We start from the raw sequence: 22289 nt of genomic DNA on the forward strand, positions 1-22289 counted from the left end.
GCCCGGCTCCCAGCACAGTGCCCGAGGCAAGGACGAAGCCGCCGCTACGAACGCCGCGGGCTCCGTGCGAAGAGGTGGGACAGCCGCTCGGCGAGCTCCGGGTAGGGGCCTTCGGCGGCCACGCGTCCCTCCTCCAGGAGCACGATGTGGTCGGCTCTGCGGATGGTCGACAGGCGGTGCGCGATGACGAGCGTGGCGCGGCCAGCGGCGGCTTCCTGGAGCGACTCGGCGAGGCGCGCCTCGTTGTCGGTGTCGAGGTTGGCCACCGCCTCGTCCAGCACCAGCACAGGCGCCTCCGTGGCGAGTGCCCGGCCGATCGCCACCCTGGCGCGCTGGCCGCCGGAGAGCGTGACGCCTCGCTCGCCGACCGGGAGCTCCGGATCGATGGTGAGCTGGGCGGTGCGCAGAGCGCTCGCGGCGTCGGCGTCCGGGGCGCCGAGCCGGACGTTCTCCTCGACCGTGCCGGCGAACAGGTGGACGTCCTGCGGCACCACCGTGACATGCCGGTGCAGGCCGGAGATCTGCGGTAACGGCACTCCGCCGACCAGGATGCGCCCGCTGTCGGGGTCCCAGAAGCGCAGCAGCAGCGACACGCACGTGGACTTGCCCGCTCCCGAGGCGCCGACCAGGGCGACGGTCTTGCCGTACGGCACCTGGAAGGACACTCCGCGCAGCACCTCGGGCCCGTCATCCGTGTACCGGAAGCGCACGTCCTCGAAGACGACATCCGGCCTGGCCGGAACCTCCTCGACGTCGCGCGGCGGCGGCACGTTGGCGGGCGCGGTGACCAGCGCGTGCACCCGATCGGCAGCCGCCCACAGGGTGCCGTACTCCTTGAGCAACAGCGCCACCTGCGCCGCCGGTCCCAGCGAGCTGGCGGCCAGCACCATGGCCACCGGCGCGTCCGCCGGGGTCCGGATCACCGTGGCGACCAGGAGCAGCGTCCCTGCGGCTGCGACGGCGATGAGCAGATCGGTGACGGCCGCTTCGAGGCCGCCCCTCGCCGCGTTCGCCGCCTGGGCTCGGGCGAGCCGGCGCGTGTTGAGCGCCAGCAGCTTCCTGCGGCGCTCCAGCGCGCGGAAGGCGGTCAGCTCGCGCACGCCCTGCACGGTGTCGACCACGTCGGAGGTCAGCTCAGCGGTGGCGGCACGCAACTCGTCGCCCTGCCGGCGTGAGACCTTGCGCAACCACAGCGGCACGGTCAGCACGCACGCTGCCAGTGGCAACGAGACGGTCAGCAGCAGGGGGTCGATCGTCGCGGCCGCCACACTGCCCGCTGTCAGCACCGTGCCTGCGGTGATGAGCTGCGCCAGGGTGTGCGCGAAGAGCCACTCGAGGGTTTCGATGTCCGACAACACCGCCGCCGACAGGTCCCCACTGCGGCGGCCCAGCAGGCGGGCCGGCGCGATCCTGGCGACCGCGTCGAAGACCTGCCCTCTCAGCCTGGCCAGCACCAGGTACGCCAGGTCGTGAGCGACGTACGACTCCCACCACGCCGCCAGCGCCGCCACCGCGACCAGCCCTCCGAGCACCGCGCCTGCCACGTCGAGCGGCGTGATCCTGCCATCGATCACCCGGCCCACCAACCAGGCGCCGGTGACGGCCGCGCCGAGCACCGCAAGCTGGCCGAGCAGGTTCGCGACCAGGGTGGAGACGAAGGCCCGGCGGTGTTCGCCGACGGCGCCCGCGAGCCAGCGGATGGACGGGGTCATGCCACGGCCTCCAGCACGGTTCCGTTCTCCAGGACCACCACGTGGTCGGCCTGACGGATGGTGTCGGGCCGGTGGGCGATCATCAGACAGGTACGCCCCCGCCGCACCTCGGACAGGGCCTGCTCGGTACGCGCGTCCACGTGCGAGGTGGCCTCGTCGAGCACCAGGACGGGGGCGTCGGCCAGCAGCGCCCGCGCGATGGCCAGGCGCTGCCGCTGTCCGCCCGAGAGCGTCGCCCCCCGCTCTCCCAGCCGCGTGTCGTAGCCGTCGGGGAGTTCCACGATGAAGTCGTGGGCGGCGGCCAGCCGGGCGGCGGCGGCCAGCTCCTCGTCGGTGGCGTCCGGGCGGGCCAGGCGCAGGTTCTCGGCCACCGTGCCGTGGAACAGGTAGGTGTCCTGGGCCACGACCGCGATGCCGCCGCGCAGCGCGTCGAGGGTGAGCTCGCGTATGTCGACTTCGCCGATGCTGATGGTTCCCTGGCCTGGGTCATAGTGGCGTTGCAGGAGGGCGGCCAGCGTGCTCTTGCCCGCGCCGGACGGGCCCACCAGCGCCACGGTCCTGCCGTGCTCGACGGTGAAGCCGACGTCTCGAACGGCAGGATGTTCCGCGCCCGGATAGGTGAACGTGACGCGTTCGAACGTGATGGCAGGCGCCGTGGGGAAGTCGTTCCGCGTCCCTCGATCGTCGACGGCCGGCGCGGTCGACAACAGGTCTTCGATGCCGTCGACCGCCGTTATCCCGAGATATCCGGCGTGCCAGGCGTCGGAGAGGTTCTTCACCGGACGGAAGCACTCCACGGTGATCACCAGGACCGCGAACGCCTCCCCTGCGCTCCCCGCCGTCGTCACGGCCAGAATCGCCCCGGCCGTGCCCGCCTGGATGAACAGAGCGCTGATCCCGGTTCCCACCAGCGAGATCCTGAGTTGCCGCATGGTGGTGACGTAGAGGTCGTGCGCCCGGCCGGCCAGCCGCGTCCCCAGCGTGCCGACGGCCCCGAACGCCCGCAGGGTCGCCATGCCCTGCATCGCCTCCAGATGGTCGGAGGCCAGTTCGGCGAAGGCGGTCCAGCGGCTGCGCCCCCGCCTGAGGAGCGTGGCGTCCCAGAACCTCGGGATGATCAGCACACTCGCCACAGCGACGGCGAGGATCGCCGCAGCCGCCGCGTTGACCGTGAACAACCAGCCGACCAGCGCCACCGGCACCAAGAAGGTGACGACGACCTGCGGCAGGTAACGGCTGTAGTAGGGATCGAGGCCTTCGACGCCGTCGACCAGTGTGGTCTGCACATGGCCGGTGCGGGCGCCGGTCAGATGCGCGGGCCCCAGGTGTGCCAGGTGGACGATCAGCCGGTCACGCAGCCTGGCCTTGACCACGGCGCCCGCCCACACCGTCACGGACTCCCTGGTCCACAGCAGCGCCGCCCTGGTCACGATCACGGCGAACGTCCAGGCCACCAGGCGTACCACGGCGGAGACGTCACCGCGCACCAGGGCGGACAGGGCGGCGGCGATCAGGACGGCCTGCGCGACGTACGCGGCGCTGACCGCCAGTCCCAATCCCACGCAGGCCGCGATCGGCCCCTTGACGCTGCCGGCCAGCTGCAGCAGCCGGCGATGAACGATCATACGCAGTCCTTCCCGCCGTCCCACCTCAGGGACGAGTCAGTCCTCACCCCTTGATAGGACGAGAGCGTAGATGGTAATGATTTTCACTGTCTATGAGTAAATGATTCTCACTTCGGAGGCCCCATACGGGCTGCCGTGATCAGCAAGCTTCTTCGTGCTCTGGCAGCGCTCGCTCCGGCGGCGTCCTGCCCGGCAGAGCGAACCCGACCTGCCGAGGTCACGGATGGCGGCACGGGCGACAAAATTGAACATGATAGTCATTTTCTATAGCATGCCGTGTTGTGTACTTAAGTTCGTCTGAGCGCTCCTCCACCTCTGATGACCAGACAGCCGTGCCTGGTCGCGCGCGGCGTCGTCTGGCGCGGCGCACGGGGCTGCTCAGCGTGGCGCTTTCGGTCACAGCATGTTTTCTGGTCGTGCTGTCTGGTGCGGTGGGATCGGTGTCGGTGGGCCCGGTGGATGCGGCTCAGATCGTGATCGGGCACCTGGTTCCGGGGATGCCGTGGATGTCGGATGGGACGTTGACGCCGTTGCAGGATCAGGCGGTGTGGCAGTTCCGGCTGCCGCGGACGCTGCTGGCGGCGCTGGCCGGTGCCGGGTTGGCGCTGGCGGGTGCATTGATGCAGGTCACGGTGCGCAATCCGCTCGCCGAGCCCTACATCCTGGGCGTGTCCTCGGGCGCGAGTGTCGGGGCGGTGCTCGTGATCGTGTTCGGTTCGGCCGCGTTGGGCGGGTTGTCGTTGAACGTGGCCGCGTTCGCGGGCGCGTTGGCGGCGTGCGTGGGCGTGGCGGCGTTGGCGCGTAAGAACGCGGAGTTGTCGCCGACGCGGATGATTCTGGCGGGTGTCGCGTTGGGGACCTTGCTGAGCGCGGTGACGAGCTATCTGACGATCTCCACGGATGCGCAGAACGTTGTCAGTGTGCTGTTCTTCCTGCTGGGGAGTGTGTCGGCGGCGTCGATGCCGAGCCTGATCGGCCCGGCTGTCGCGCTCGTGGTGGCTGGGGTGATCGCGGCGCTGCTGGTGCGGTCGCTGAACGCGCTGTTGACCGGGGACGAGTCGGCGGTCTCGCTGGGGGTGAACGCCTCCCGGTTGCGCGGGCTGCTGCTGGTGGTGGCGTCGCTGCTGACCGGCACCGTGGTCTCGGTCGCCGGCGGGATCGGGTTCGTCGGGCTGGTCATCCCGCACTTCGCGCGGATCGCGGTCGGTGCGGACCATCGGCGGATGTTGCCGGTGACGGTGCTGGGCGGGGCGGTGTTCCTGATGATCGCGGACCTGCTGGCACGGACGGTCGCGGCGCCGACGGAGATCCCCTTGGGCATCCTCACCGCATTCGTCGGTGCTCCGTTCTTCCTGTGGCTGATGCGGCGGGACGGAGCCGAGCGGGCGGGGTTCGGCCGATGAGGGTGGAGTTCGACGACGTCACCGTCGCCCTCGGCGGCCGGGACGTGGTGCGGCAGGCGTCGCTGATCGTTGAATCGGGCACGGTGGTGGGCCTGGTAGGGCCGAACGGCAGCGGAAAGTCCTCGCTGCTGCGCACGCTCTACCGTGCGCTGAAGCCACGGCAGGGCACGGTGCGCCTCGACGGGCAGGAAGTGCGCCGCCTGAGCGGCAGGCAGGCGGCACGAGCGGTCGCGGTCATGCTCCAGGACCCGCCGACCGACTTCGACTTGAGCGTTCAGGAGACGGTGTTGCTCGGCCGTGCCCCGCACCGCGCCTCCTTCGGCCGGGACACTCCGGACGATATACGTATCGCGGAAGAGGCGATGCGCCGCGCCGAGATCACCGACCTCGGCGACCGCATGGTCGCCACTCTCTCCGGAGGTCAGCGGCAGCGCGTCATGCTCGCCCGCGCCCTCGCCCAGGAGAGCCCGGTGCTGGTGCTGGACGAACCGAGCAACCATCTCGACATCAGCCACCAGCACGAGTTGATGAGCACGGTGCGCAGTCTGGGACGCACCGTGATCGCCGCTCTCCATGACCTGAACCTTGCGACCCAGTACTGCGACCGTGTCGTCGTGCTCGACGCCGGTCGCATCGTCGCCGCCGGGCCGCCCGCCCGAGTGTTCAGCCCTGAGCTGGTCCGCACCACGTTCGGCGTGGACGTCCGCGTCCTCGGCGACGCCGACGATCCCGTCTTCGCCTTCCGCCGCCTCGATGCGGGCGGAGGCCACATCGATGAGCCCTCCACCCGAACAGAAAGCAGCGTCCGCACATGACCCGCGCCTCTCGCATCCCCGCACGATCCGCCGTCATCGCGAACGCCGCCATAGCCTTGCTCATCGCCGGCTGCGGTTCCTCTGTGACCCAGGCCCCCGAGGGGTCCGGCGCGGCCGACACGGTGACGCTGGAGAACTGCGGCCGGAAGGTCGTCGTCGACGACACTCCGGAAGCAGCCGTCGGCATGCACCCGGCGCAGACCGAGTTGCTGCTGCGTCTGGGTCTGGCCGACCGCATCGCCGGGCAGGCCCAGGCCAAGGCGCAGGCACTGCCGGAGGACGTGGCGCCGCTTGCCAAAGACGTTCCGATGATCGGCGAGGTCGCCCCGCCCAGCCGTGAGGACCTGCTGGCCGTCGAACCGGACTTCGTCTACTCGCCCACAACCTACGAGTTCACCGCAGAACAGGGCTTTGCCAGCATCGAGCAGCTCGAACAGGCCGGAGCCTCCGTCTACGTCGCCAACGGCGGGTGCCAAGACCGGCGCATGACCGGTGAGGTCACGGACCTGTTCACCGATCTGGAGAACATCGGCGAGATCTTCGGCGTCGAGGACGCCGCCGCCGACCTCATCGCGAAGAGCCGGGCCGACCTCGACGAAGTCGCCAAGGCGCTTGCTGACGTGGACAAGCTGCGCGTCGCTCAGGTGTACGTCGACGGCACCACCCTGCAGGCCATCGGCGCCGGCGTCGAATACGACATCCTTCGCCTGGCCGGGGCCGACAACGTCTACACCCCCGATCAGCCGGCGTTCGCGAAGTTCTTCGCCGCGACGATCACCCCCGAATCCCTCGCGGCCAAGCAGCCCGACGCGCTGGTGTTCTCGGTGTACGACAAGAAGCACGAGGCCGCGACCCGCAAATACCTCACCACCACCTTCCCGGACATGCCGGCGGTGCGCGATGGCCGGCTGATCGCGGTCTCGAGCGCCGACGTGTTCCCCGGAACGCTGGGCAACATCTCGATCGTGCGGCAGATCGCGGAGCAGCTCTACCCCGATGCGTTCTGACCTGTGATCCAGCGCGCCGGCTGCAGCCGGCGCGCCTCCTGCAGCCGGCGCGCCTCCTGCAGCCGGCGGGCATCCTCGGAGCCGACACCTTTCGGCGATTCGTGCAGGCGCTGGGACCGAGCACCGGCCTGGTGGACCGCGTTCAGGTGACGCTCTTCCCGGTGATCACCGGTCAGCCCGGGGTTTGACCCGATCTTTCAGGGTGCGGCCGGCTTTCGGCCTCGGGTCCGGGGCAGGCTCGCCGCCGGTCGGCGAGCCTGCCCCCGGTCAGTTGCGAGCCCCGTCGGCGGGCTCGGACACGGACGGCTCGGCGGGCTCCGGCACGGACGGCTCGGCGACCTGGCGTGTGTCGCGCCTGGCCTTGATCAGGCTGGCCACCGTCGTGACGGTGAGCACGGTGACGATGATGGCCAACGAGGTCCAGTTGTTGATCTCAGGGACCCAGGTGACGTGCTCGCCGCCGTTGATGAACGGCAGCTCGTTCTCGTGCAGGGCGTGCAGGACGAGTTTCACGCCGATGAAGCCGAGGATGACCGCCAGCCCGTACGTGAGATAGACGAGTTTCTCCACCAGCCCGCCGAGCAGGAAGTAGAGCTGTCTCAGCCCCATCAGCGCGAACGCGTTGGCCGCGAAGACCAGGTAGGCGTCCTGGGTGATGCCGAAGATCGCGGGGATGGAGTCGACCGCGAACACCAGGTCCGCGCCGCCGATGGCGACGATGACGATGAACATCGGGGTCAGCAGGCGGCGACCATCCTGCCGGACGGTCAGCCGTGAGCCGTGGTAGTCATCGGTGACCTTGAACAGCCTGCGCACCAACCGTACGACACCCCCGTTGGGGTCGTACTCCTCGTCATCCTTGTTGCTGAAGGCGAATTTCCACGCGGTGTAGATGAGGATGCCGCCGAAGATCCAGAACACCCAGCTGAACCGTTGGACGGCCTGCGCGCCCACGCCGATGAAGATCCCGCGCATGACCAGCGCCATCATGATCCCGATGAGCAGCACGCGGTGCTGGTGAATCGCAGGCACGGCGAAGTTCGCCATGATGATCATAAAGATGAACAGGTTGTCGACGCTCAGCGTGTACTCGGTGATGTAGCCGGTGATGTAGGAGGCCGCCTGGTCATCGCCGCCGAAAATCCACACGCCTGCGCCGAAAGCGACGGCACAGGCGATGTAGAAGGCGATCCACCGCGCCGACTCGGCGATCGTGACCTTGTGGGGTCTCCTGTTGACGATGATCAGATCGAGGAGGATGAGGGTGAGCAGGGCGGCGAGGGTGACCGCCCACAGCCAGGCGGGCACGGGCATAGGTGGGGGCATGAGCGCTCCTCCGACTTGGCGTTGACACGTCCGTCGGAGGTCTTCTCCGCCCGCGGCGTCGCGGACCGACCGCGCCGGGTCCCGAGGAGGGTCCGTGATGACGACGTGGCCGCGAAGGAGTACTCCCCTCCACTTCGCCTGCGATCATACATACCGAATGCAGTAGACCAACATCCCTCCCCCATGTTTCAGCGCGGGCGGTCGACGGACGGCCGCTCGGCCCCGTCGCGCCCGGGAGGGGCGCTGCCGGCATCAGCGGCAAGCCGGTCCCGGTCCGCCAGGGCGGGTTCCGGGCTCGCGGGGAAGGCGATCGAGCCGGTGCGTGCCCGCCAGTGCCGTCCGGATCCGAGGTGGGCGACGTACGCCCTTCGCAGGGAAGTGTCTTGCGGTAGCTCCGCGAGTTGGCGTGCGGTGACCGGCCCCGTCTGGCCCGGCCGCCCGAAAACGTACTCCAGCATGGAACCGTCCGCAAAATCCTCGTCGCCGGACGTCAGCGGTTTCAACACGAAACGGCGCAGGAATCGTACGATGTTCGACCGCTCGGGCAGATATCCGGTGAGCTGCGGGTCGAGTAACCAGGAGTGGCAGACGACGTACGAGACCGGCTCGTCGGGGAAATGACGGCCGAAGAACCTATGGGCCCGGTCGAGCGACTCGTCACAGGAAGCCGGGGACAGCGGCGCACCGGACGGGATGTGCAGGTGCAGCAGGAATCCTGTCGTGCCGTCCGGGCACTCGCCCCGGCCGCGGTCGTACTCCAACCGGCCGAGCCGATACTCGGCCCCCCGGAACTTCAACGGCGGACACCACTGATCGAATCCTCCGACTCCACCGATCCCGTGCACGGATCGGTGTTCGGCCATCATGGGCCCGAGGGTCGACAACGTCTCCCATGACGTTCGGCGGTCGATGCCCCGCTCGGCGTGGTAGCGCAGTGTCTCCGGCAGGACGGCGAGATAGAGCCAGACATACAGATGGAGCGCCACCGGGCCGGCGTCGGCCGGAAACGCCGGGAAGCCGCGATACCCGCCGGCCGGAAGCCCTGAACCCATGTGCGACGTCACGTCCTGGTGGCACCGTTCCAGGTGCCGCCACAACTCCGGGTGTTCCCCGGGATCGGGCCGCGCCGCCAGCGCTTCGTCCCGATCGGCAGGCGACGCACCCAGTTGCTCCAGCAACCGCGCCGCTGCCACGTTCGAGGGAAGGTCGAGCATGCACCCAACCTACGAGCCGCTGGGCTTGAGTACGTGGGGGCAGGCATGGACGTGAACCGGCGAACCTGCCTCGTCACAAGCGCTGAGGGCTGAGACCTGCGACGGCCAGTCGGAACAGGCGGTTCGCCCGGGTGGCGGGGTCGGGGTGGTGCTCTGTTGCGAGGACGATGCCGACGATCAGCGTGATCAGGTCGGCGACGGTGACGTCCTCCGCCACGGCGCCGTCCTGCGCGGCGCGGCGCAGCAGCGGGACTCCCGCCTCCTCCAGCATCGCCGAGCAGGAGTTCTCGTGTACGGAGTCGAGTTCGCCCCCGTCGTAGGCCAGTGCCGGCGCCAGCCCTCGGGCCGCGACGCAGTAGGCGACGACGTCGCTGAGCTGATGAACGTGGCCGGTCAACCGGCCCGCCCGCAGTACGCCAGGGACCTCGGCCTTCCGCTCACCAGCTTCGAGGAGTGGGCGCGGCAGCACATGCGGCCCACGCTCCCCTGACGCGCGCAGGCAGGTCAGGGGGCGTCCGTCCGGCGACGGCGGGGGTTGTGTCAAGAACGGCCCGGCCAACCGGGGGCCGGTCGTTTGTGCATGACGAACCCGGCGTGGTGGAGGACTCCGTCGACCAGCTCTCCGAAGGCCCAGAAGCCGGAGTCGTCGAGGTAGGTGATGCGGTCCTCGTGGACCCAGTATCTGCCTGTGTAGGCATCGGTCCGGCCGTGGCGTGTCTCGGTGTACCTGCCGTCGAGGAGCAGGTGCTGTGCCAACTCCCGGGAGTCGTCGACCCAGACTCCGCGCCATCTCCGGAGTCCTGCGGCGGGGGTTCCGGCGGGACGGGTGGGTTCGCCCTGCCACGCCTCGACATGTCCTGACACGACGGCGGCGAGCAGATCATGCGGCTGGAGTACCAGCATCTGCCTGATCCGGGACTCGCTCACGCGCTCTCGTGTGACGGCGAAGGTCGCCGCGTTGCCCGGGGCCAGGTCGGAGGCGTCGCGCCGGTCCTCGGGGCGGGCGCGCAGCGCGGTGTCCACGAGCAGCGGAACGACGAACGCGCCGTGCGCCTCGATCACCCGGGCCCGGGCCGGACGGGACTCCCTCCCGCGCGGACCGACGTACGTGATCCTTCCGTCCTCGGCCCGCAGGTCTCCGCTGACCGTCCGTGACGGTGTGACGTGGATCGTGGCGTCGATCACCACCAGGGCATCGGAGACATCGTTTCCTGCCATCGGCTGTGCTCCTCGTGAGGCCGTACCGGCTGCGGGGGCGCCGGTCGGATGCGGGCGTACGGAAAAGATCGCGAGGCCGGCGGCCAACGCGGCCACCAGCGGAATCCACCAGCGGCGGCCGGTCTTCGATGCGGAGAGGACCACGGTGGGCGCGTCGCTCATGCGCCCTACCCTCGACGAGGGCGGGAGGTGGGAGAAGGCCGCGGTTCTCCTGGGAGCGCCGCACCCCTGCTCGCCGCGGATCGGATTGACGCCGGGGTGGCGGTCGCTCTCGGATTGACGCCGCGGTCGGCCTCGAGCGGCGATCGCGGCAGATGTCCGCACGTGGCCTGCCTCCTCGCGCGCCCGCCCGTGAACCTGAGCGGCTTCTCGCCCGACTGTGCAGGGTGGATGTTGCGGGAGCACCTGGAGGAAAGGGGATACCGGTCATGACCGAAGAGGGGCCGCGCCTGTCGGCGAAGGAGATGATCGAGTGGCTTGAGCCGTCGCTGTCGCCGTGGCGGCGTGTGCGAGCCGTGGCGGCGCTCCTGGCCGGGCTGGGCGGTGTGGTGTTCGTGGCCACGCTGTGGTGGAGCGAGCCGGGGCCGCTGCCCGGCCGTACGCATCTGGCGTTCGCGGTGTTGACCGTGTTCTGCCTGGCTTGGGCAGGTTACGGTGCGTGGCTCCTGACGCGCAGGGTGCCGTTGTTCGCCACCGACCAGGTGATCGCGCGCCGGGCCGAACTGCTGCGCCGCCGTCCGCGCTCGACCTCACAGCGGGCGCTCAGTGTGGGCAGCAGGCGTCCCCGCGCCAGGCTTCGCGGCCTTCCTTGACCGCGACGGCGGCGATCGCCAGCGCGGCGATCGGATCGGCCCAGGACCAGCCGAACAGGCTGTTGAGCGCCAGGCCCACCAGCAGCACCGCCGACAGGTAGGTGCACAGCAGGGTCTGCCTGGAGTCGGCCACCGCGGAGGCGGACCCGAGCTCACGGCCGGCGCGGCGCTGCGCGTACGACAGGAACGGCATGATCACGAGCGAGACTGCGGCCAGGATCAGGCCGGGGGTGGAGTGCTCGGCCTCGCCGATGCCCAGCAGCGCCCGGACGGCGTCGAAGGTGACGTAGGCGGCCAGGGCGAAGAACGAGATCGCGATGACGCGCAGCGCTGTCTTCTCCCGTGCCTCGTGGTCGGTGGCGGAGAACTGCCAGGCGACCGCGGCGGCGGAGGCGACTTCGACGACGGAGTCGAGGCCGAACCCGATCAGTGCGGCTGAGGAGGCGATGCTGCCGGCGGTGATGGCCACGACGGCTTCGATCACGTTGTAGGTGATGGTGGCTGCGACCAGCAGCCGGATCCGGCGCTGCAGTGACGCCCGCCGGTCAGGGGTGGGTAGGTTGAGCGCCGTCATGCTCTGACATCCCCTGCACCGAGCGCGGCGCCGTCGCCGGGAGCGGGGCAGAGCGTCACCGCGTGGCCGGTGACCGCCAGCAACTGCTCCGCCGAGGCGAGCAGGTCCATCAGCTCGGGCCGGGTCAGGGAGTAGAACGACTGCCGCCCTTCGGCGCGATAGTCGATCAGGCCGCAACCGCGCAGGCAGGCCAGGTGCTTGGACACCGTGGACTGCGCCAGCCCGAGCTCGGCGGTCAGGTCGACCACGCGGGCCTCGCCGCGGGCGAGTCGCGCCACGATGCGCAGCCGGGTTTCGTCGGCCAGGGAGTGGAACAGCGCGGCCGCCGGGGGGACGCCGGCGGCGATGTCGGCGCTGACGCACAGGTCAGATTCCCGATTGATCGCCATGTGGCGATGATAGCTCGGAATCGGCATGCCGCGTCAACCTCACACCCCCTGTTCGTCCCCTCCGGCGACCGCTCCGAAGGACATATGCGCACTCACCCGGCGCCGGTGAACGCCCACCGGAAACCGGCGAAGCCGTAACATCCTGGGTGTTCCAGGACGCGTACCAGCTCGCTCGACCCGCACCCGCAGGTGGAGAACCCCGGCCTCCGGTGCTCGACGCGCTCCCCGACCCTTGGAGGAACTGATGGGCATCATCGGACTGCGCGGCGCGACGATCTTCGACTCGACCGGACGCGAGCCTCGGCGCGGCGACCTCTGGCTGCGCGACGATCTCATCGCAGAACCGCCGGGCGGGCCCGCCGACGAGGTGCTCGACCTGGACGGTCACACCGTACTGCCCGGATTCATCGACGCGCACGCGCACGTGGGCCTGCTCTCCCTGTACGGCCAGGCGTCCTGGTCGGCGGCCGAGCAGGCGGGCTACGTCTTCAGGAACCTGCGCGAATCCCTGGACCAGGGCTTCACCACGCTGCGTGACCTCGGCGGCATCGACGGCGGCGTCACCCAGGCCATCAAGGCGGGCCTGGTCGAGGGCCCGCGCATGCACCCGAGCGGGCAGATCCTCTCGCAGATCGGCGGCCACGGCGACATGCGGCCCACGTCCTCCGACGAACCGGCCAACCCCGATTTCGGCTGTGGCGGCCTGGTGCGCAACCACGCCCTGTGTACGGGCCCCGACCAGGTCAGGGCCGCCGTACGCCAGCAGTTCCGCCGAGGTGCGAAGCAGATCAAGATGTTCGTCACCGGCGGCGTCCTGTCCGAAGGCGACCCGCTCGAGTCGCCGCAGTTCACCGTCGAGGAGATTCGCGCGGCCCACGACGAGGCCCGGAGCCACGGCTCCTACGTCACGGCGCACGCCCACACGGTCACCGGCCTGATGCGCGCCCTTGAGGCGGGCGTCCGCTCCTTTGAACACGTGTCTGTGATCGATGACGAGACGGCGTCGGCGTTGAAGCGCAGCGGCGCCATCGTCGTGCCGACCCTCGCGGTCGTCGAGAGCCTGACCGCCGATCCCGCCGCGTGGGGCGTGCCGGGCCACCTGCTCGACGACCTCGACAACCTGCACACGCAGCAACGCCGTTCGCTGGCGATGCTGGACGACCTGGGCGTCCCGCTCGGCTCGGGCGCCGACCTGATCGGCATCGAGCAGCGCACCCGGGCGCGCCAGATCTACCTGATGGCCGCGGAGATCGGCCTCGCCGGCGCCATCGAGTCGGCCACCCGCGTCAACGCCGAACTTCTGCGCATCGCCGACAAGGTCGGCACCATCGAGCCGGGCAAGGTGGCCGACCTGGTGGTCTACGAGGGTGACGCCGCAGAGGACCCGGAGGTCATCGGCACCCGCCCGCCGAAGTATGTCCTCCAGTCCGGCCGCATCGTCCGCAGCCCCTGATTCACCCACGACGTGCCGAGCGCGATGCGGTTTGATCGACTCCTGCTCGTACAACTCGACGCGACACGCCTACAAGATCTGCTGACCTGACGCGGCGGGGAAGGCGGCGGGCAGGCCGTGGATCCCGAGACGTACCGACGCGCCCGCGTCGCGTCAGTCGTCGAGTTCGCGGCGGAGCCGGTGCAACCGCAGTGCCAGCTGCACTTCCAGCGTGTGATCTGGGCTGTTCCAGTCCATGCCGAGCAGGCGTCTGACCCGGTCGAGGCGCTGGGTGACGGTGTTCGGGTGGATGTGCAGCCGTTTGGCGCTGGCGGCGAGGCTCTGCCCGGTGGCGAAGTAGGTTCCGAGCGTCTCCATCAGCGCGGTGGACCGCTGTTCGTCGTGCCGGATGACCGGCCCGAGCGTGCGTTCCACGAAGCGCACCGCGGACGCGCCGTCGCCGAGCAGCAGTCCTGCGTACCCGAGGTCGTCGGCCGTGGCGGCGGCTCCCACCCGTTCGAGCCGGAGCAGGGCCTGTACGCAGGCCAGCGCCTCCGCGTAGGCGCTGGGCAGGTCGGCCGGGTCGTCGACCGGTCCCGCGGCGCCGACGGTGACCGGCGACCCCAGCCGCGTGGTCATCGAGCGTGCTATCTGGCGGCCCGTCAGCGACGGGTCGTCGGAGGGGACGACGAGAATCGCCTGGCCGTCCCGCACGGTGCTCAGACCGTCGCGGGCGGCCGCGAGGTCGGACGCCACGGAGGCGAGGTTCTGCCGGTTCTCCGCGCGGATGTGCGCGACGACGACGGCATGCCGCTTCTGGGGCTGGTAGCCGATCCGCAGGGCCCGCTCGGCCAGTGAGGAGTACGTGCGGGGGGTGGGCGTGAGGAGGTCGTCCAGCAACTCGCCGCGCACCCTGGCCTCCGCGGCGGCGAGGTTGCGGCTGAACAGCTGGAGCAACGATGCGACGACGGCCGCCCGGGCGAGCAGCCGCCTGTCCAGGTCGCCGACGGACGCGGCCGGCGGGCCCCACACCAGGGTGCCGAGGTTCTCGGTGCCGGCGACGAGGCCGGTGACCCAGTACGTCCCGTCGTGGGCGACGGCGGGCCGGCCCGCGGCGCCGCCCGCCGCGGCGGACATCGCCCGCAGCACCTCGTGGGACGCCCCCGGTGTCCAGGCGACGGGCGTCTCGAACTCGTCGAAGATGGCGAGCACACCACCGAGCTGATCGCCCGCCGCGGCCACGACCTCCTGCACGCCACCGCCCCGGAGCACGATGGCCATGCTCTGGTCGTGCGCCGCGACCGCCCTTTCCTGGTCGACCGTACGTTGCCGCAGAGCCTCGTTCTCCTTCCTGAGCGCCGCCAGGGTCTGCTCTCGGTCGTACCTCGACCGCGCCTGCTCGATGGCGGTCGCGGCGAGGGTGGCGAAGGAGCCCAGGAGGGCGATGGCGTCGTGGGAGAACCACCCCGGCGTGCGGTTGGAGGCGAACAGCACCCCGATGACGGCGCTGGTGCGCAGCGGCACGCCGACGATCGACACCTGCCGCTCCGCCCTGACCGAGGTGTCGACCGCCGGGTCGTGCGTCAGCCGTTCGTCGCTGAAGTAGTCGGGCGTCGAGAACGGCGTGCCCGTGGCGGCGACCCTGCCGCCGATGCCGATCCCGAACGGAATCCTGACGTCCTTCCACGCCGAGGAGGTCGCGCCGACCATCACCTGCATGCAGGTCGCCCGGCCTTCGTTGTCGTTGAGGCTCAGGTAGGCCATGTCGCAGCCGAGCAGCCGCTGTGCCTGGCTCACGATCAGGCTGAGGATCGTGTCGGGGTCGCTGCGGTCCTCCGCCAGTTCCTTCGCGCACTCGACCAGCGCACGCTGCTGTTCATGGCGGCTGCGCCGCTTCTCCAGCGTGTCGCGGAGTTGGAGCGCGAGCGTGTGCTCGGCCTGCAGATCCGCTATCTCGGCGGGTGAGGCGGCGCCCGCCACCGCGTCGTGCAGGACCTCGTCGTAGTGGGGCAGCGGGGCCCCGTCCACGAGAAGCTGGAGGAAACTGCGCCTGTTCACACCCTCGCTCCCGTCAACGCGGGCACGTCCGCAGGACTCGTCCGCAGGTGCCGGCGTTGCCGGCCGCCGCGTGATCGATGACTTGCCCATCGTTGTAGCATTCGCGCGTCCACAATGGGGACCAGTCAAGTCCCGTGAATCGCGAATTACCAGGCTGCTGCGGAGATAGGTGATTGTACGGAGCGTTCACCCACTCAACGGGCGGGCTTTCACGGTCAGGCCGGGGTGTCGACCGACTTCCTGGGTTCGGCGGCCACGTCGGCGGGCGCGGGCGTACCCCGGGCGGCCAGCAGGTGGCGGGCCGTTCCCCAGATGCCCCGGCGGAACACCAGCACGACCACGATGAAGATCAAGCCGGTGATGATCCCGGTCTCGGCGAACCCCGCGGTGGCCAGGAAGTCCTGAAGCTGGACGATCAGGGCCGCGCCGATGGCGCCGCCCCACAGCGTGCCGATCCCGCCGAGGATGACCATCATCACGGCCTGCCCGGAGGTGGTCCAGTACACGCCCTCCAGCGAGGCGAAGCCGTGGCCGATGGCGAAGACTCCCCCGGCGGTCCCGGCGAGCGCGGCGGACAGGACGAAGACCTGCAGCTTGTAGCGGTCGACCGGGTACCCGAGGGCGCGCGCCCGGTCCGGGTTGGCGCGGATGGACACCAGCACCCGGCCGAACGGCGAGCGTACGATGCGCCAGGCGACGAACAAGCCGGCCAGCACGAACGGCAGGCCCGCGTAGTAGAAGAAGAACGAGTCGGACAGGTCGAGCCCGAACAACTCCCGGGGGATCCCCTGCAGGCCGTTCTCCCCGCCCGTGACGTCCCGCCACTGGTTGGCGACGAAATAGATCATCTGGGCGAAGGCCAGGGTGACCATGGCGAAATAGATGCCGCTGAGCCGTACCGACAGGAATCCGATCGGGAGCGCCAGCAGTGCCGTGAACACCGCGCCGCCCGCGATCGCGACCGGGAACGGCAGCCCGGTGTGCAGCGCGATCAGGCCGGTGCAGTAGGCCGACCCGCCCCAGAACGCGGCGTGCCCGAACGACAGCAACCCGGTGAAGCCCAGCAGCAGGTCCACCGACGCGGCGAACAGCGCCCAGCAGGCGATGTCGAGCGCCACCGGCGGGTAGATCAGCCAGGGCAGGGCGAAGGCGGCGATGAGCCCGGCCGCCAGGAGCAGCCATCCGCCCCGGCCCGAGCGCGCCAGCCTGGTCAGGATCACCGGAACGCCTCCTCGCGTCCGAACAGCCCGGCCGGGCGCCACAACAGCACGACGGCCATGAGGATGAACACCAGGATCTGGGAGAGCGCCGGCACGTACAGGTTGCCGAGGGCCGACACCAGCCCGACGGCGAAGCCCGCGGCGACAGAGCCGAACACCGAGCCGAGACCGCCGATCACCACGACCGCGAAGACGGTGATGATGAGGTCGGCGCCCATGAGCGGGTTGACCGCCCGCATCGGCGCGGCCAGCACCCCGGCGAACGCGGCCAGCGCGATCCCGAAGCCGAACACCGGGGTCACCCACCGGCCGACGTCGATGCCGAGCGCCCGGGTCAGCTCGGACCGCTCGGTCGCGGCCCGGACGATCATCCCGACGCGGGTACGGGTGAGCACCAGCCACACCGCGACGCACATCAGCACCGACACCGCCAGCACGAACACCTGGTAGGCCGGGTAGGTGAACAGCCCCAGGTCGACCGTGCCGTCCAGGGCCGGCGGCCTGGGGTACGGTTGTGAGCTCACCCCGTACTCCCGCTTCACCAGGTCCTGCAGGATGAGCGCGAGACCGAACGTGAACAGGAAGTTGTAGAGGGGGTCGAGTGGCGTCAGCCGCCGGATGAACAGCCGTTCCAGCACGACCCCCGCGACGCCGAGCAGCGGCGGCACCAGCAGCAGGGACAACCAGAAGTTGAGGCCGAACGAGTCGAGCGCGATGAACGCCCCGAAGGCGCCGAGCATGTAGAACGCGCCGTGGGCCAGGTTGACCACGCCGAGCATCCCGAAGATGACGGACAGGCCAAGGGCGAGCAGAGCGTAGAAGGCTCCGCCCACCAGCCCGTTGAACGCCTGCTGGAGCACGCCGGCCGCCTACAGCTTGCAGGCGGGGTCGGGCTGCGGCTGGAACGCCTCCGACGCCGGGATGGTCTTGAGGACCTTCACGTAGTCGTACGGCTCCTTGACCTCGCTGGACGGCTTGACCTGCGACAGGTAGGCGTCGTGCAGCAGCAGGTGGTCCTGGGCGCGGATGGTGCCGTTGCGGGCGAACATGTCCTCGATCTTGTGGCCTTCGAGCTGCTCGACCACCTCGTCGGAGTTGTCGGTGCCGCCGCGCTGCACGGCCTCCAGGTACTGCAGGGCGGCCGAATAGTTGGCCGCCATGTTGGCGGTGGGCCGCTTGCCGGTCTTGGCGTGGAACCTGTCGGCCCAGGCGCGGGACTTCTCGTCGGCGTTCCAGTACCACATGTCGGTGTAGCGGGTCCCGGCCAGGGCGTCCGAGCCGAGCGAGTGGATGTCGCTGAGCGCCAGCAGCCCGACCGCGAGACCGACGCCCTTGTCGCGCAGCTTGTACTCGTTGTACTGCTTCACCAGGTTGACCAGGTCACCGCCGGCCTGCATCGTGCCGAGCACCTGCGGCTTGGGGTCCAGGTTCGGCGCCTTGAGCAGGAACGTGGAGAAGTTGTCGTTGGGGAACGGCGTCGGGTCGGACGCGACCACGGTGCCGCCCGCGGCCTTGATCGCCGTGCTGAAGGTCTTCTCCATGTCCTGCCCGAACGCGTAGTCGGGGTAGACGATGTACCAGTTCTTGGAGCCGTCCTTGGTGACCTCGCTGCCGGTGCCGTGGGCCAGCATGTAGCTGTTGTAGCCGTAGTGGAAGGTGTATTTGTTGCACTGCTTGCCTTCCAGCTCGGTGCTGGCGGCGCCGACGTCGATGAACACCTTCTTCTTGTTCTTGGCGATGGTGGCGACGGCGAACGCGGCCGAGGAGGTCGGCACGTCGAGGATCACGTCGGCCTGCTGCCGGTCGTAGAGCTCCTGCGCCTTGGAGTTGGCGATCTCCGGCTTGTTCTGGTGGTCGGCGTCCTTCACCTCGATCGTCTTGGCCACCGTCTTGTCACCATATTTCGCCTGATGGTCGGCCACAGCCATCTTGACGGCCTCGATCGTCTGGCGCCCGGAGGTGTCGGCGTAGATGCCCGACTGGTCGTTCAGCACGGCCAGCACCACCTTGCCGTCGCTGATCTTCTCGTCGCCACCGCCCGGCCCGCCCCCGCACCCGGCCAGCAGCAGCCCCGTGGCGGCCAGACAGCCGCTCCAGCCTGTGACTCTCATTCAGGCATCTCCTCTGTTTCCCAGCGGCGTGGTGATCGTCAGATTCCGAGGTATTCGAGCAGCTCGTGCTCACGCTCGCGGACCTGGTCGTTGTCCATGGACTCGACGATCCGGCCCTCGGCGAGCAGATAGTGCCGATCGGCGACGGTGGCGGCGAAGTGCACGTTCTGCTCGATGAGCAGCACGGTCACCCCGGCCGCCTTGACCTCGCGGAGGATCTCGCCGATCTGCTGGACGATCAGCGGCGACAGGCCCTCGGTGGGCTCGTCGCACAACAACAGCCGGGCGCCCGTCCGCAACACGCGGGCCAGCGCGAGCATCTGCTGCTCACCGCCCGACAACTTCGTCCCGGGGAAGCGGCGCCGCTCGCGCAGCGGCGGGAACGTCTCGTACACCCGCTTCAGCGACCACGGCTCCTGGCTCCCCTTGGTCACGGGCGGGAGCAGCAGGTTCTCCTCCACCGACAAGGTGGCGTACACGCCCCGGTCGTCGGGGACGAAGCCGAGGCCGCGGCGGGCCCTGCGGTGCGGGGCCAGGCCGGTGATGTCCTCGCCGGACAACGAGACCGTGCCCGTGGTCCTGCCGTACGAGCCGTGCAGTCCCATCAGGCAGCGCAACAGCGTGGTCTTGCCCGCGCCGTTGCGGCCGACCAGCGTGACGATCTCGCCCTCGTCGACCCGCATCGACACCTCGCGCAGGGCCTGCGCCTCGCCGTACCAGGCCGACAGCCCGTCAACGCGCAGCATGGGAGTCTCCGAGGTAGGCGGTGATGACCCGCGGGTCGTGGCGGATCTCGGCGTACGGGCCTTCGGCCAGCACCTTGCCGTGCTGCAGGACGCTCACCCGGTCGGCGAGGCTGGCCACCACGTTCATGTTGTGCTCGACCAGGACCACGGTGCGGCCCGCACGGATCTTGCGGATGAGCGCGCTCGTACGGTCGACGTCCTCCACGCCCATCCCGGCGGTCGGCTCGTCGAGCAGGAGCACCTTGGGGTCCAGGGCCAGGGCGAGCGCCAGCTCCAGCGCGCGTTTGCTCCCGTACGGCAGCGAGCCCGCCGGGACGTCGCCCTGGCCGGACAGCCCGACCTGGTCGAGCAGTTCCTCCGCGCGCTCCGCGAAGCGGGCCAGCGCCCGGTCGGAACGCCAGAACCGCCAGCCCAGACCGGTGGGGCTCGCCAGTGCCAGCTCCACGTGCTGGTGCGGGGTCAGCTCGGCGAACAGGCTGGTGATCTGGAACGAGCGCGCCACGCCCAGCCGGGTGATCGCCTCGGGGCTGCGCCCGGCCAGCTCCCGGCCGCCGGCCAGCAACACGCTGCCCGCGGTCGGCTTGAGGAAGCCGGTGAGCAGGTTGAACAGGGTGGTCTTGCCGGCGCCGTTGGGTCCCACCAGCGCGTGCACGCTGCCCTCGGCCACGTCCAGGTCCACGCCGTCCACGGCGAGGAAGCCGCGGAACTCCCTGCTCAGCCCGCGCACCTTCAGGACGGGGACGGATCCGCCCGGGGCGGCACCGTGCCCGCTCCCCACCGGATCTGCGCCCATGCGCCCTCCTCGCGCGTCATGACGTGACCCGAGTCACGCTCAGGCCGCCGTAACCGTGAACGCTAAGTGGCAGCCGGGCCGGTGGACCAGGTGAGAAGGACACACATTCCGGCAGCCCACTATGAGCTGGCGCACACACCACGTGGTCCTCGGCGGACTACGGCCCGCCGTGCTGCTGATCGCGCACCACGTACGTGACTCACGCCGGTTGCGGCTCGGCGACCGGCGCTTCCCGGTTCCTGAGCGGTCTCGTCACCTGCTTCGCCACGCAGGAAGGCAACCCCGCCACGACACCCGCCGCGCGGCGCTGGTAGTCGCTGGGCGGCATGCCGACCAGCTCGGTGAAACGGGTGCTGAAGGTGCCCAGCGACGAGCAGCCGACCGCGAAGCAGACCTCGGTGACGCTGAGGTCGCCGCGGCGCAGCAGCGCCATCGCGCGCTCGATGCGACGCGTCATCAGATAGGCGTACGGCGACTCGCCGTACGCGAGCCGGAACTGGCGGCTGAGGTGCCCGGCCGACATGTGCACGCCGCGGGCGAGCGCCTCGACGTTCAGCGGCTGCGCGTACTCCCTGTCGATACGGTCGCGGACGCGGCGCAGTCGCGCGAGGTCCTTCAGGCGTTCCGCCGCGGTGAGAGCGCGCCCCCATGCGGGATGGCACATGAGACAACCCCTTTCGTCGATTCCTGAGAGCGGGACCGGCTCACCTCCCGAGAGCGGAGCCCGCCCGGCGAAGCTCCTGGATGCGGACCAGGTTGCCCGCGGGGTCGCGGAAGGCGCAGTCGCGGACACCGTAGGACTGCTCCGTCGGCTCCTGGACGACCTCGGCGTCGCCGGCCTGCACCTTCTCGAAGAGGCCGTCGAGGTCACGGGTGGCCAGCAGGATCCAGCCGTAGGTGCCCTTGGCCATCATCTCGAGGATGGTGCGGCGCTCGTCCTCGGTGATGCCGGGGTCGGCGGCCGGCGGCGCCAGGAGGATGGACGTGCCCGGCTGGCCGGGAGGGCCGACCGTGATCCAGCGCATCTTGCCCTGTCCGACGTCGCTGCGCACCTCGAAGCCGAGAGTGTCGCGGTAGAAGGCCAGGGAGGCCTCCGGGTCGTCGTGCGGGAGGAAGGTCGTGTGAATGGTGACGTCCATACCGCCACGTTAACCGCGACCCGATGACCGGCGCTTCTCCGATCCTGACCGGTCCTGCGGTCAGCTCGCCGACACCGAGAAACCGTTGGTGCACCCCGCGCCTTCGCCATCGCCGCCGGAGCCGAACCCGGAAGAGCACGTCCGGGCGGGAGCCGCCTCAGGGCGCGTGCGGGTCCACCATCGCCACGCGCAGGCGTACGGGGCCGAACAGGCCCGTGACGCGCTGGCCGGCGAAGACGAAGTGCGTGGGACTGATCTCGTCGAAATAGGGGGCCAGCGTGCCCAGCACCAGGACCTCGACGGCATTGTCACCGTCGTCCAGCTCGACGTCGAAGACGTACGGCGAGCACACCCTGATCCCGCACGGGCGGCCGTTCACCGTGACCTCCGCCGTGCCCCTGACCCGGCCGAGGTCGAGCTCGCCCGGCCCGGCCTGGGCGGTGACCGTGGCGCGGTAGCGCACGCCGCCGCTGTAGCCGGCCAGGCCGTGCTCCTCCCAGTCGCCGAGCGGCATCCGGCCAGGGCCACAGGTGAAGCGGACGGGGCCGGTGAACGCGGCGCCCGACTGCCGACCGGGGACCGTGGTCACGCGCAGCTCGCCGCCGTCCACGACGCATTCGACGCCGTCCGCGACGTCCACCGAGACGCCGGTCACGCCCGGGGGCGGGTCGAGGAGGAACCGTTCGGTCCGGGGG

At 70.1% G+C, this 22289-nt stretch carries 21 protein-coding genes and 1 pseudogene; 5 read left to right on the forward strand and 17 right to left on the reverse strand.

What is annotated here, in order from left to right; genetic code table 11:
* Nucleotides 1-44 precede the first annotated feature (44 nt).
* Both E1294_RS23480 and E1294_RS23485 read right to left on the reverse strand, forming a co-directional pair.
* Nucleotides 45-1712, reverse strand: a complete 1668-nt coding sequence (locus tag E1294_RS23480; RefSeq protein WP_132511539.1) for an ABC transporter ATP-binding protein — start codon at nt 1710-1712, stop codon at nt 45-47.
* Entirely contained in the window at nt 1709-3337 is a 1629-nt protein-coding gene (locus E1294_RS23485) for an ABC transporter ATP-binding protein/permease (protein ID WP_132511541.1), read from the reverse strand. The genes E1294_RS23480 and E1294_RS23485 overlap by 4 nt, the downstream gene beginning before the upstream one ends.
* Before the next feature lie 383 nt (nt 3338-3720).
* On the opposite strand from E1294_RS23485, the gene E1294_RS23490 reads away from it, so the two are divergent.
* The 3 genes from E1294_RS23490 to E1294_RS23500 are packed head-to-tail and all read left to right on the forward strand — an operon-like array spanning nt 3721 to nt 6562.
* Entirely contained in the window at nt 3721-4740 is a 1020-nt protein-coding gene (locus E1294_RS23490; protein ID WP_342775073.1) for a FecCD family ABC transporter permease, read from the forward strand.
* Entirely contained in the window at nt 4737-5555 is an 819-nt protein-coding gene (locus E1294_RS23495) for an ABC transporter ATP-binding protein (RefSeq protein ID WP_132511544.1), read from the forward strand. The genes E1294_RS23490 and E1294_RS23495 overlap by 4 nt, the downstream gene beginning before the upstream one ends.
* Complete coding sequence (locus E1294_RS23500) at nt 5552-6562, forward strand: ABC transporter substrate-binding protein (protein ID WP_132511546.1); 1011 nt, start codon at nt 5552-5554, stop codon at nt 6560-6562. Before E1294_RS23495 ends, E1294_RS23500 begins: the two co-directional genes overlap by 4 nt.
* Before the next feature lie 267 nt (nt 6563-6829).
* Here E1294_RS23500 and E1294_RS23505 read toward each other — a convergent pair whose 3' ends face one another.
* The 4 genes from E1294_RS23505 to E1294_RS55985 all read right to left on the reverse strand — a co-directional run bounded on the left by E1294_RS23505 (nt 6830) and on the right by E1294_RS55985 (nt 10482).
* Nucleotides 6830-7876 carry a TerC family protein gene (locus tag E1294_RS23505; RefSeq protein ID WP_132511578.1) on the reverse strand — a complete coding sequence of 349 codons (1047 nt, stop codon included), beginning with the start codon at nt 7874-7876 and terminating at the stop codon, nt 6830-6832.
* Between the two features lie 200 nt (nt 7877-8076).
* Nucleotides 8077-9102, reverse strand: coding sequence for an acyltransferase domain-containing protein (locus E1294_RS23510; RefSeq protein WP_132511548.1), 1026 nt, complete (start codon nt 9100-9102; stop codon nt 8077-8079).
* Between the two features lie 73 nt (nt 9103-9175).
* The gene (locus E1294_RS23515) at nt 9176-9571 is read right to left on the reverse strand and encodes an SbtR family transcriptional regulator (protein WP_220447899.1); all 396 of its coding nucleotides are present in this window, start codon (nt 9569-9571) and stop codon (nt 9176-9178) included.
* A gap of 71 nt (nt 9572-9642) precedes the next feature.
* Nucleotides 9643-10482 (reverse strand): Atu4866 domain-containing protein, encoded by an 840-nt coding sequence (locus E1294_RS55985; RefSeq protein ID WP_132511550.1) that lies wholly within the window; start codon nt 10480-10482, stop codon nt 9643-9645.
* Nucleotides 10483-10748: 266 nt separating this feature from the next.
* Here E1294_RS55985 and E1294_RS23530 point away from each other — a divergent pair, with 266 nt between their 5' ends.
* Nucleotides 10749-11132: a transmembrane transport protein gene (locus E1294_RS23530; RefSeq protein ID WP_132511552.1), complete on the forward strand. Its 384-nt coding sequence runs from the start codon at nt 10749-10751 to the stop codon at nt 11130-11132.
* On the opposite strand, the gene E1294_RS23535 is transcribed toward E1294_RS23530, so the two are convergent.
* Both E1294_RS23535 and E1294_RS23540 read right to left on the reverse strand, forming a co-directional pair.
* A complete protein-coding gene (locus E1294_RS23535) occupies nt 11083-11706 on the reverse strand; it encodes a cation efflux transmembrane domain-containing protein (RefSeq protein WP_132511554.1) in 624 nt (207 codons plus the stop codon). The two genes, E1294_RS23530 and E1294_RS23535, sit on opposite strands and share 50 nt — an antisense overlap.
* On the reverse strand, nt 11703-12095 hold the full coding sequence (locus E1294_RS23540) for an ArsR/SmtB family transcription factor (protein ID WP_132511556.1): 393 nt from the start codon (nt 12093-12095) through the stop codon (nt 11703-11705). Before E1294_RS23540 ends, E1294_RS23535 begins: the two co-directional genes overlap by 4 nt.
* Before the next feature lie 244 nt (nt 12096-12339).
* On the opposite strand from E1294_RS23540, the gene E1294_RS23545 reads away from it, so the two are divergent.
* On the forward strand, nt 12340-13548 hold the full coding sequence (locus E1294_RS23545) for a metal-dependent hydrolase family protein (RefSeq protein ID WP_132511558.1): 1209 nt from the start codon (nt 12340-12342) through the stop codon (nt 13546-13548).
* Nucleotides 13549-13701: 153 nt separating this feature from the next.
* Here E1294_RS23545 and E1294_RS23550 read toward each other — a convergent pair whose 3' ends face one another.
* The 9 genes and pseudogenes from E1294_RS23550 to E1294_RS23590 all read right to left on the reverse strand — a co-directional run.
* Entirely contained in the window at nt 13702-15585 is a 1884-nt protein-coding gene (locus E1294_RS23550; RefSeq protein WP_165977439.1) for a helix-turn-helix domain-containing protein, read from the reverse strand.
* 215 nt (nt 15586-15800) lie between these two features.
* Nucleotides 15801-16805 (reverse strand): branched-chain amino acid ABC transporter permease, encoded by a 1005-nt coding sequence (locus E1294_RS23555; protein ID WP_220447900.1) that lies wholly within the window; start codon nt 16803-16805, stop codon nt 15801-15803.
* Nucleotides 16802-17665 (reverse strand): branched-chain amino acid ABC transporter permease, encoded by an 864-nt coding sequence (locus E1294_RS23560; protein WP_132511564.1) that lies wholly within the window; start codon nt 17663-17665, stop codon nt 16802-16804. The genes E1294_RS23555 and E1294_RS23560 overlap by 4 nt, the downstream gene beginning before the upstream one ends.
* Nucleotides 17666-17674: 9 nt before the next feature.
* On the reverse strand, nt 17675-18916 hold the full coding sequence (locus tag E1294_RS23565; protein WP_132511566.1) for an ABC transporter substrate-binding protein: 1242 nt from the start codon (nt 18914-18916) through the stop codon (nt 17675-17677).
* 38 nt (nt 18917-18954) lie between these two features.
* Nucleotides 18955-19662, reverse strand: coding sequence for an ABC transporter ATP-binding protein (locus tag E1294_RS23570; RefSeq protein WP_132511568.1), 708 nt, complete (start codon nt 19660-19662; stop codon nt 18955-18957).
* Nucleotides 19649-20455: an ABC transporter ATP-binding protein gene (locus E1294_RS23575; protein WP_132511570.1), complete on the reverse strand. Its 807-nt coding sequence runs from the start codon at nt 20453-20455 to the stop codon at nt 19649-19651. The genes E1294_RS23570 and E1294_RS23575 overlap by 14 nt, the downstream gene beginning before the upstream one ends.
* Before the next feature lie 199 nt (nt 20456-20654).
* Entirely contained in the window at nt 20655-21119 is a 465-nt protein-coding gene (locus tag E1294_RS23580) for a helix-turn-helix transcriptional regulator (protein WP_132511572.1), read from the reverse strand.
* A gap of 40 nt (nt 21120-21159) precedes the next feature.
* Entirely contained in the window at nt 21160-21594 is a 435-nt protein-coding gene (locus E1294_RS23585) for a VOC family protein (protein WP_132511574.1), read from the reverse strand.
* A 157-nt stretch (nt 21595-21751) separates the two neighbouring features.
* A pseudogene (locus E1294_RS23590) lies at nt 21752-22289 on the reverse strand (hypothetical protein); the annotation flags it as partial.

The organism is Nonomuraea diastatica (genome assembly GCF_004349015.1).
GTDB classification, from domain to species: domain Bacteria; phylum Actinomycetota; class Actinomycetes; order Streptosporangiales; family Streptosporangiaceae; genus Nonomuraea; species Nonomuraea diastatica.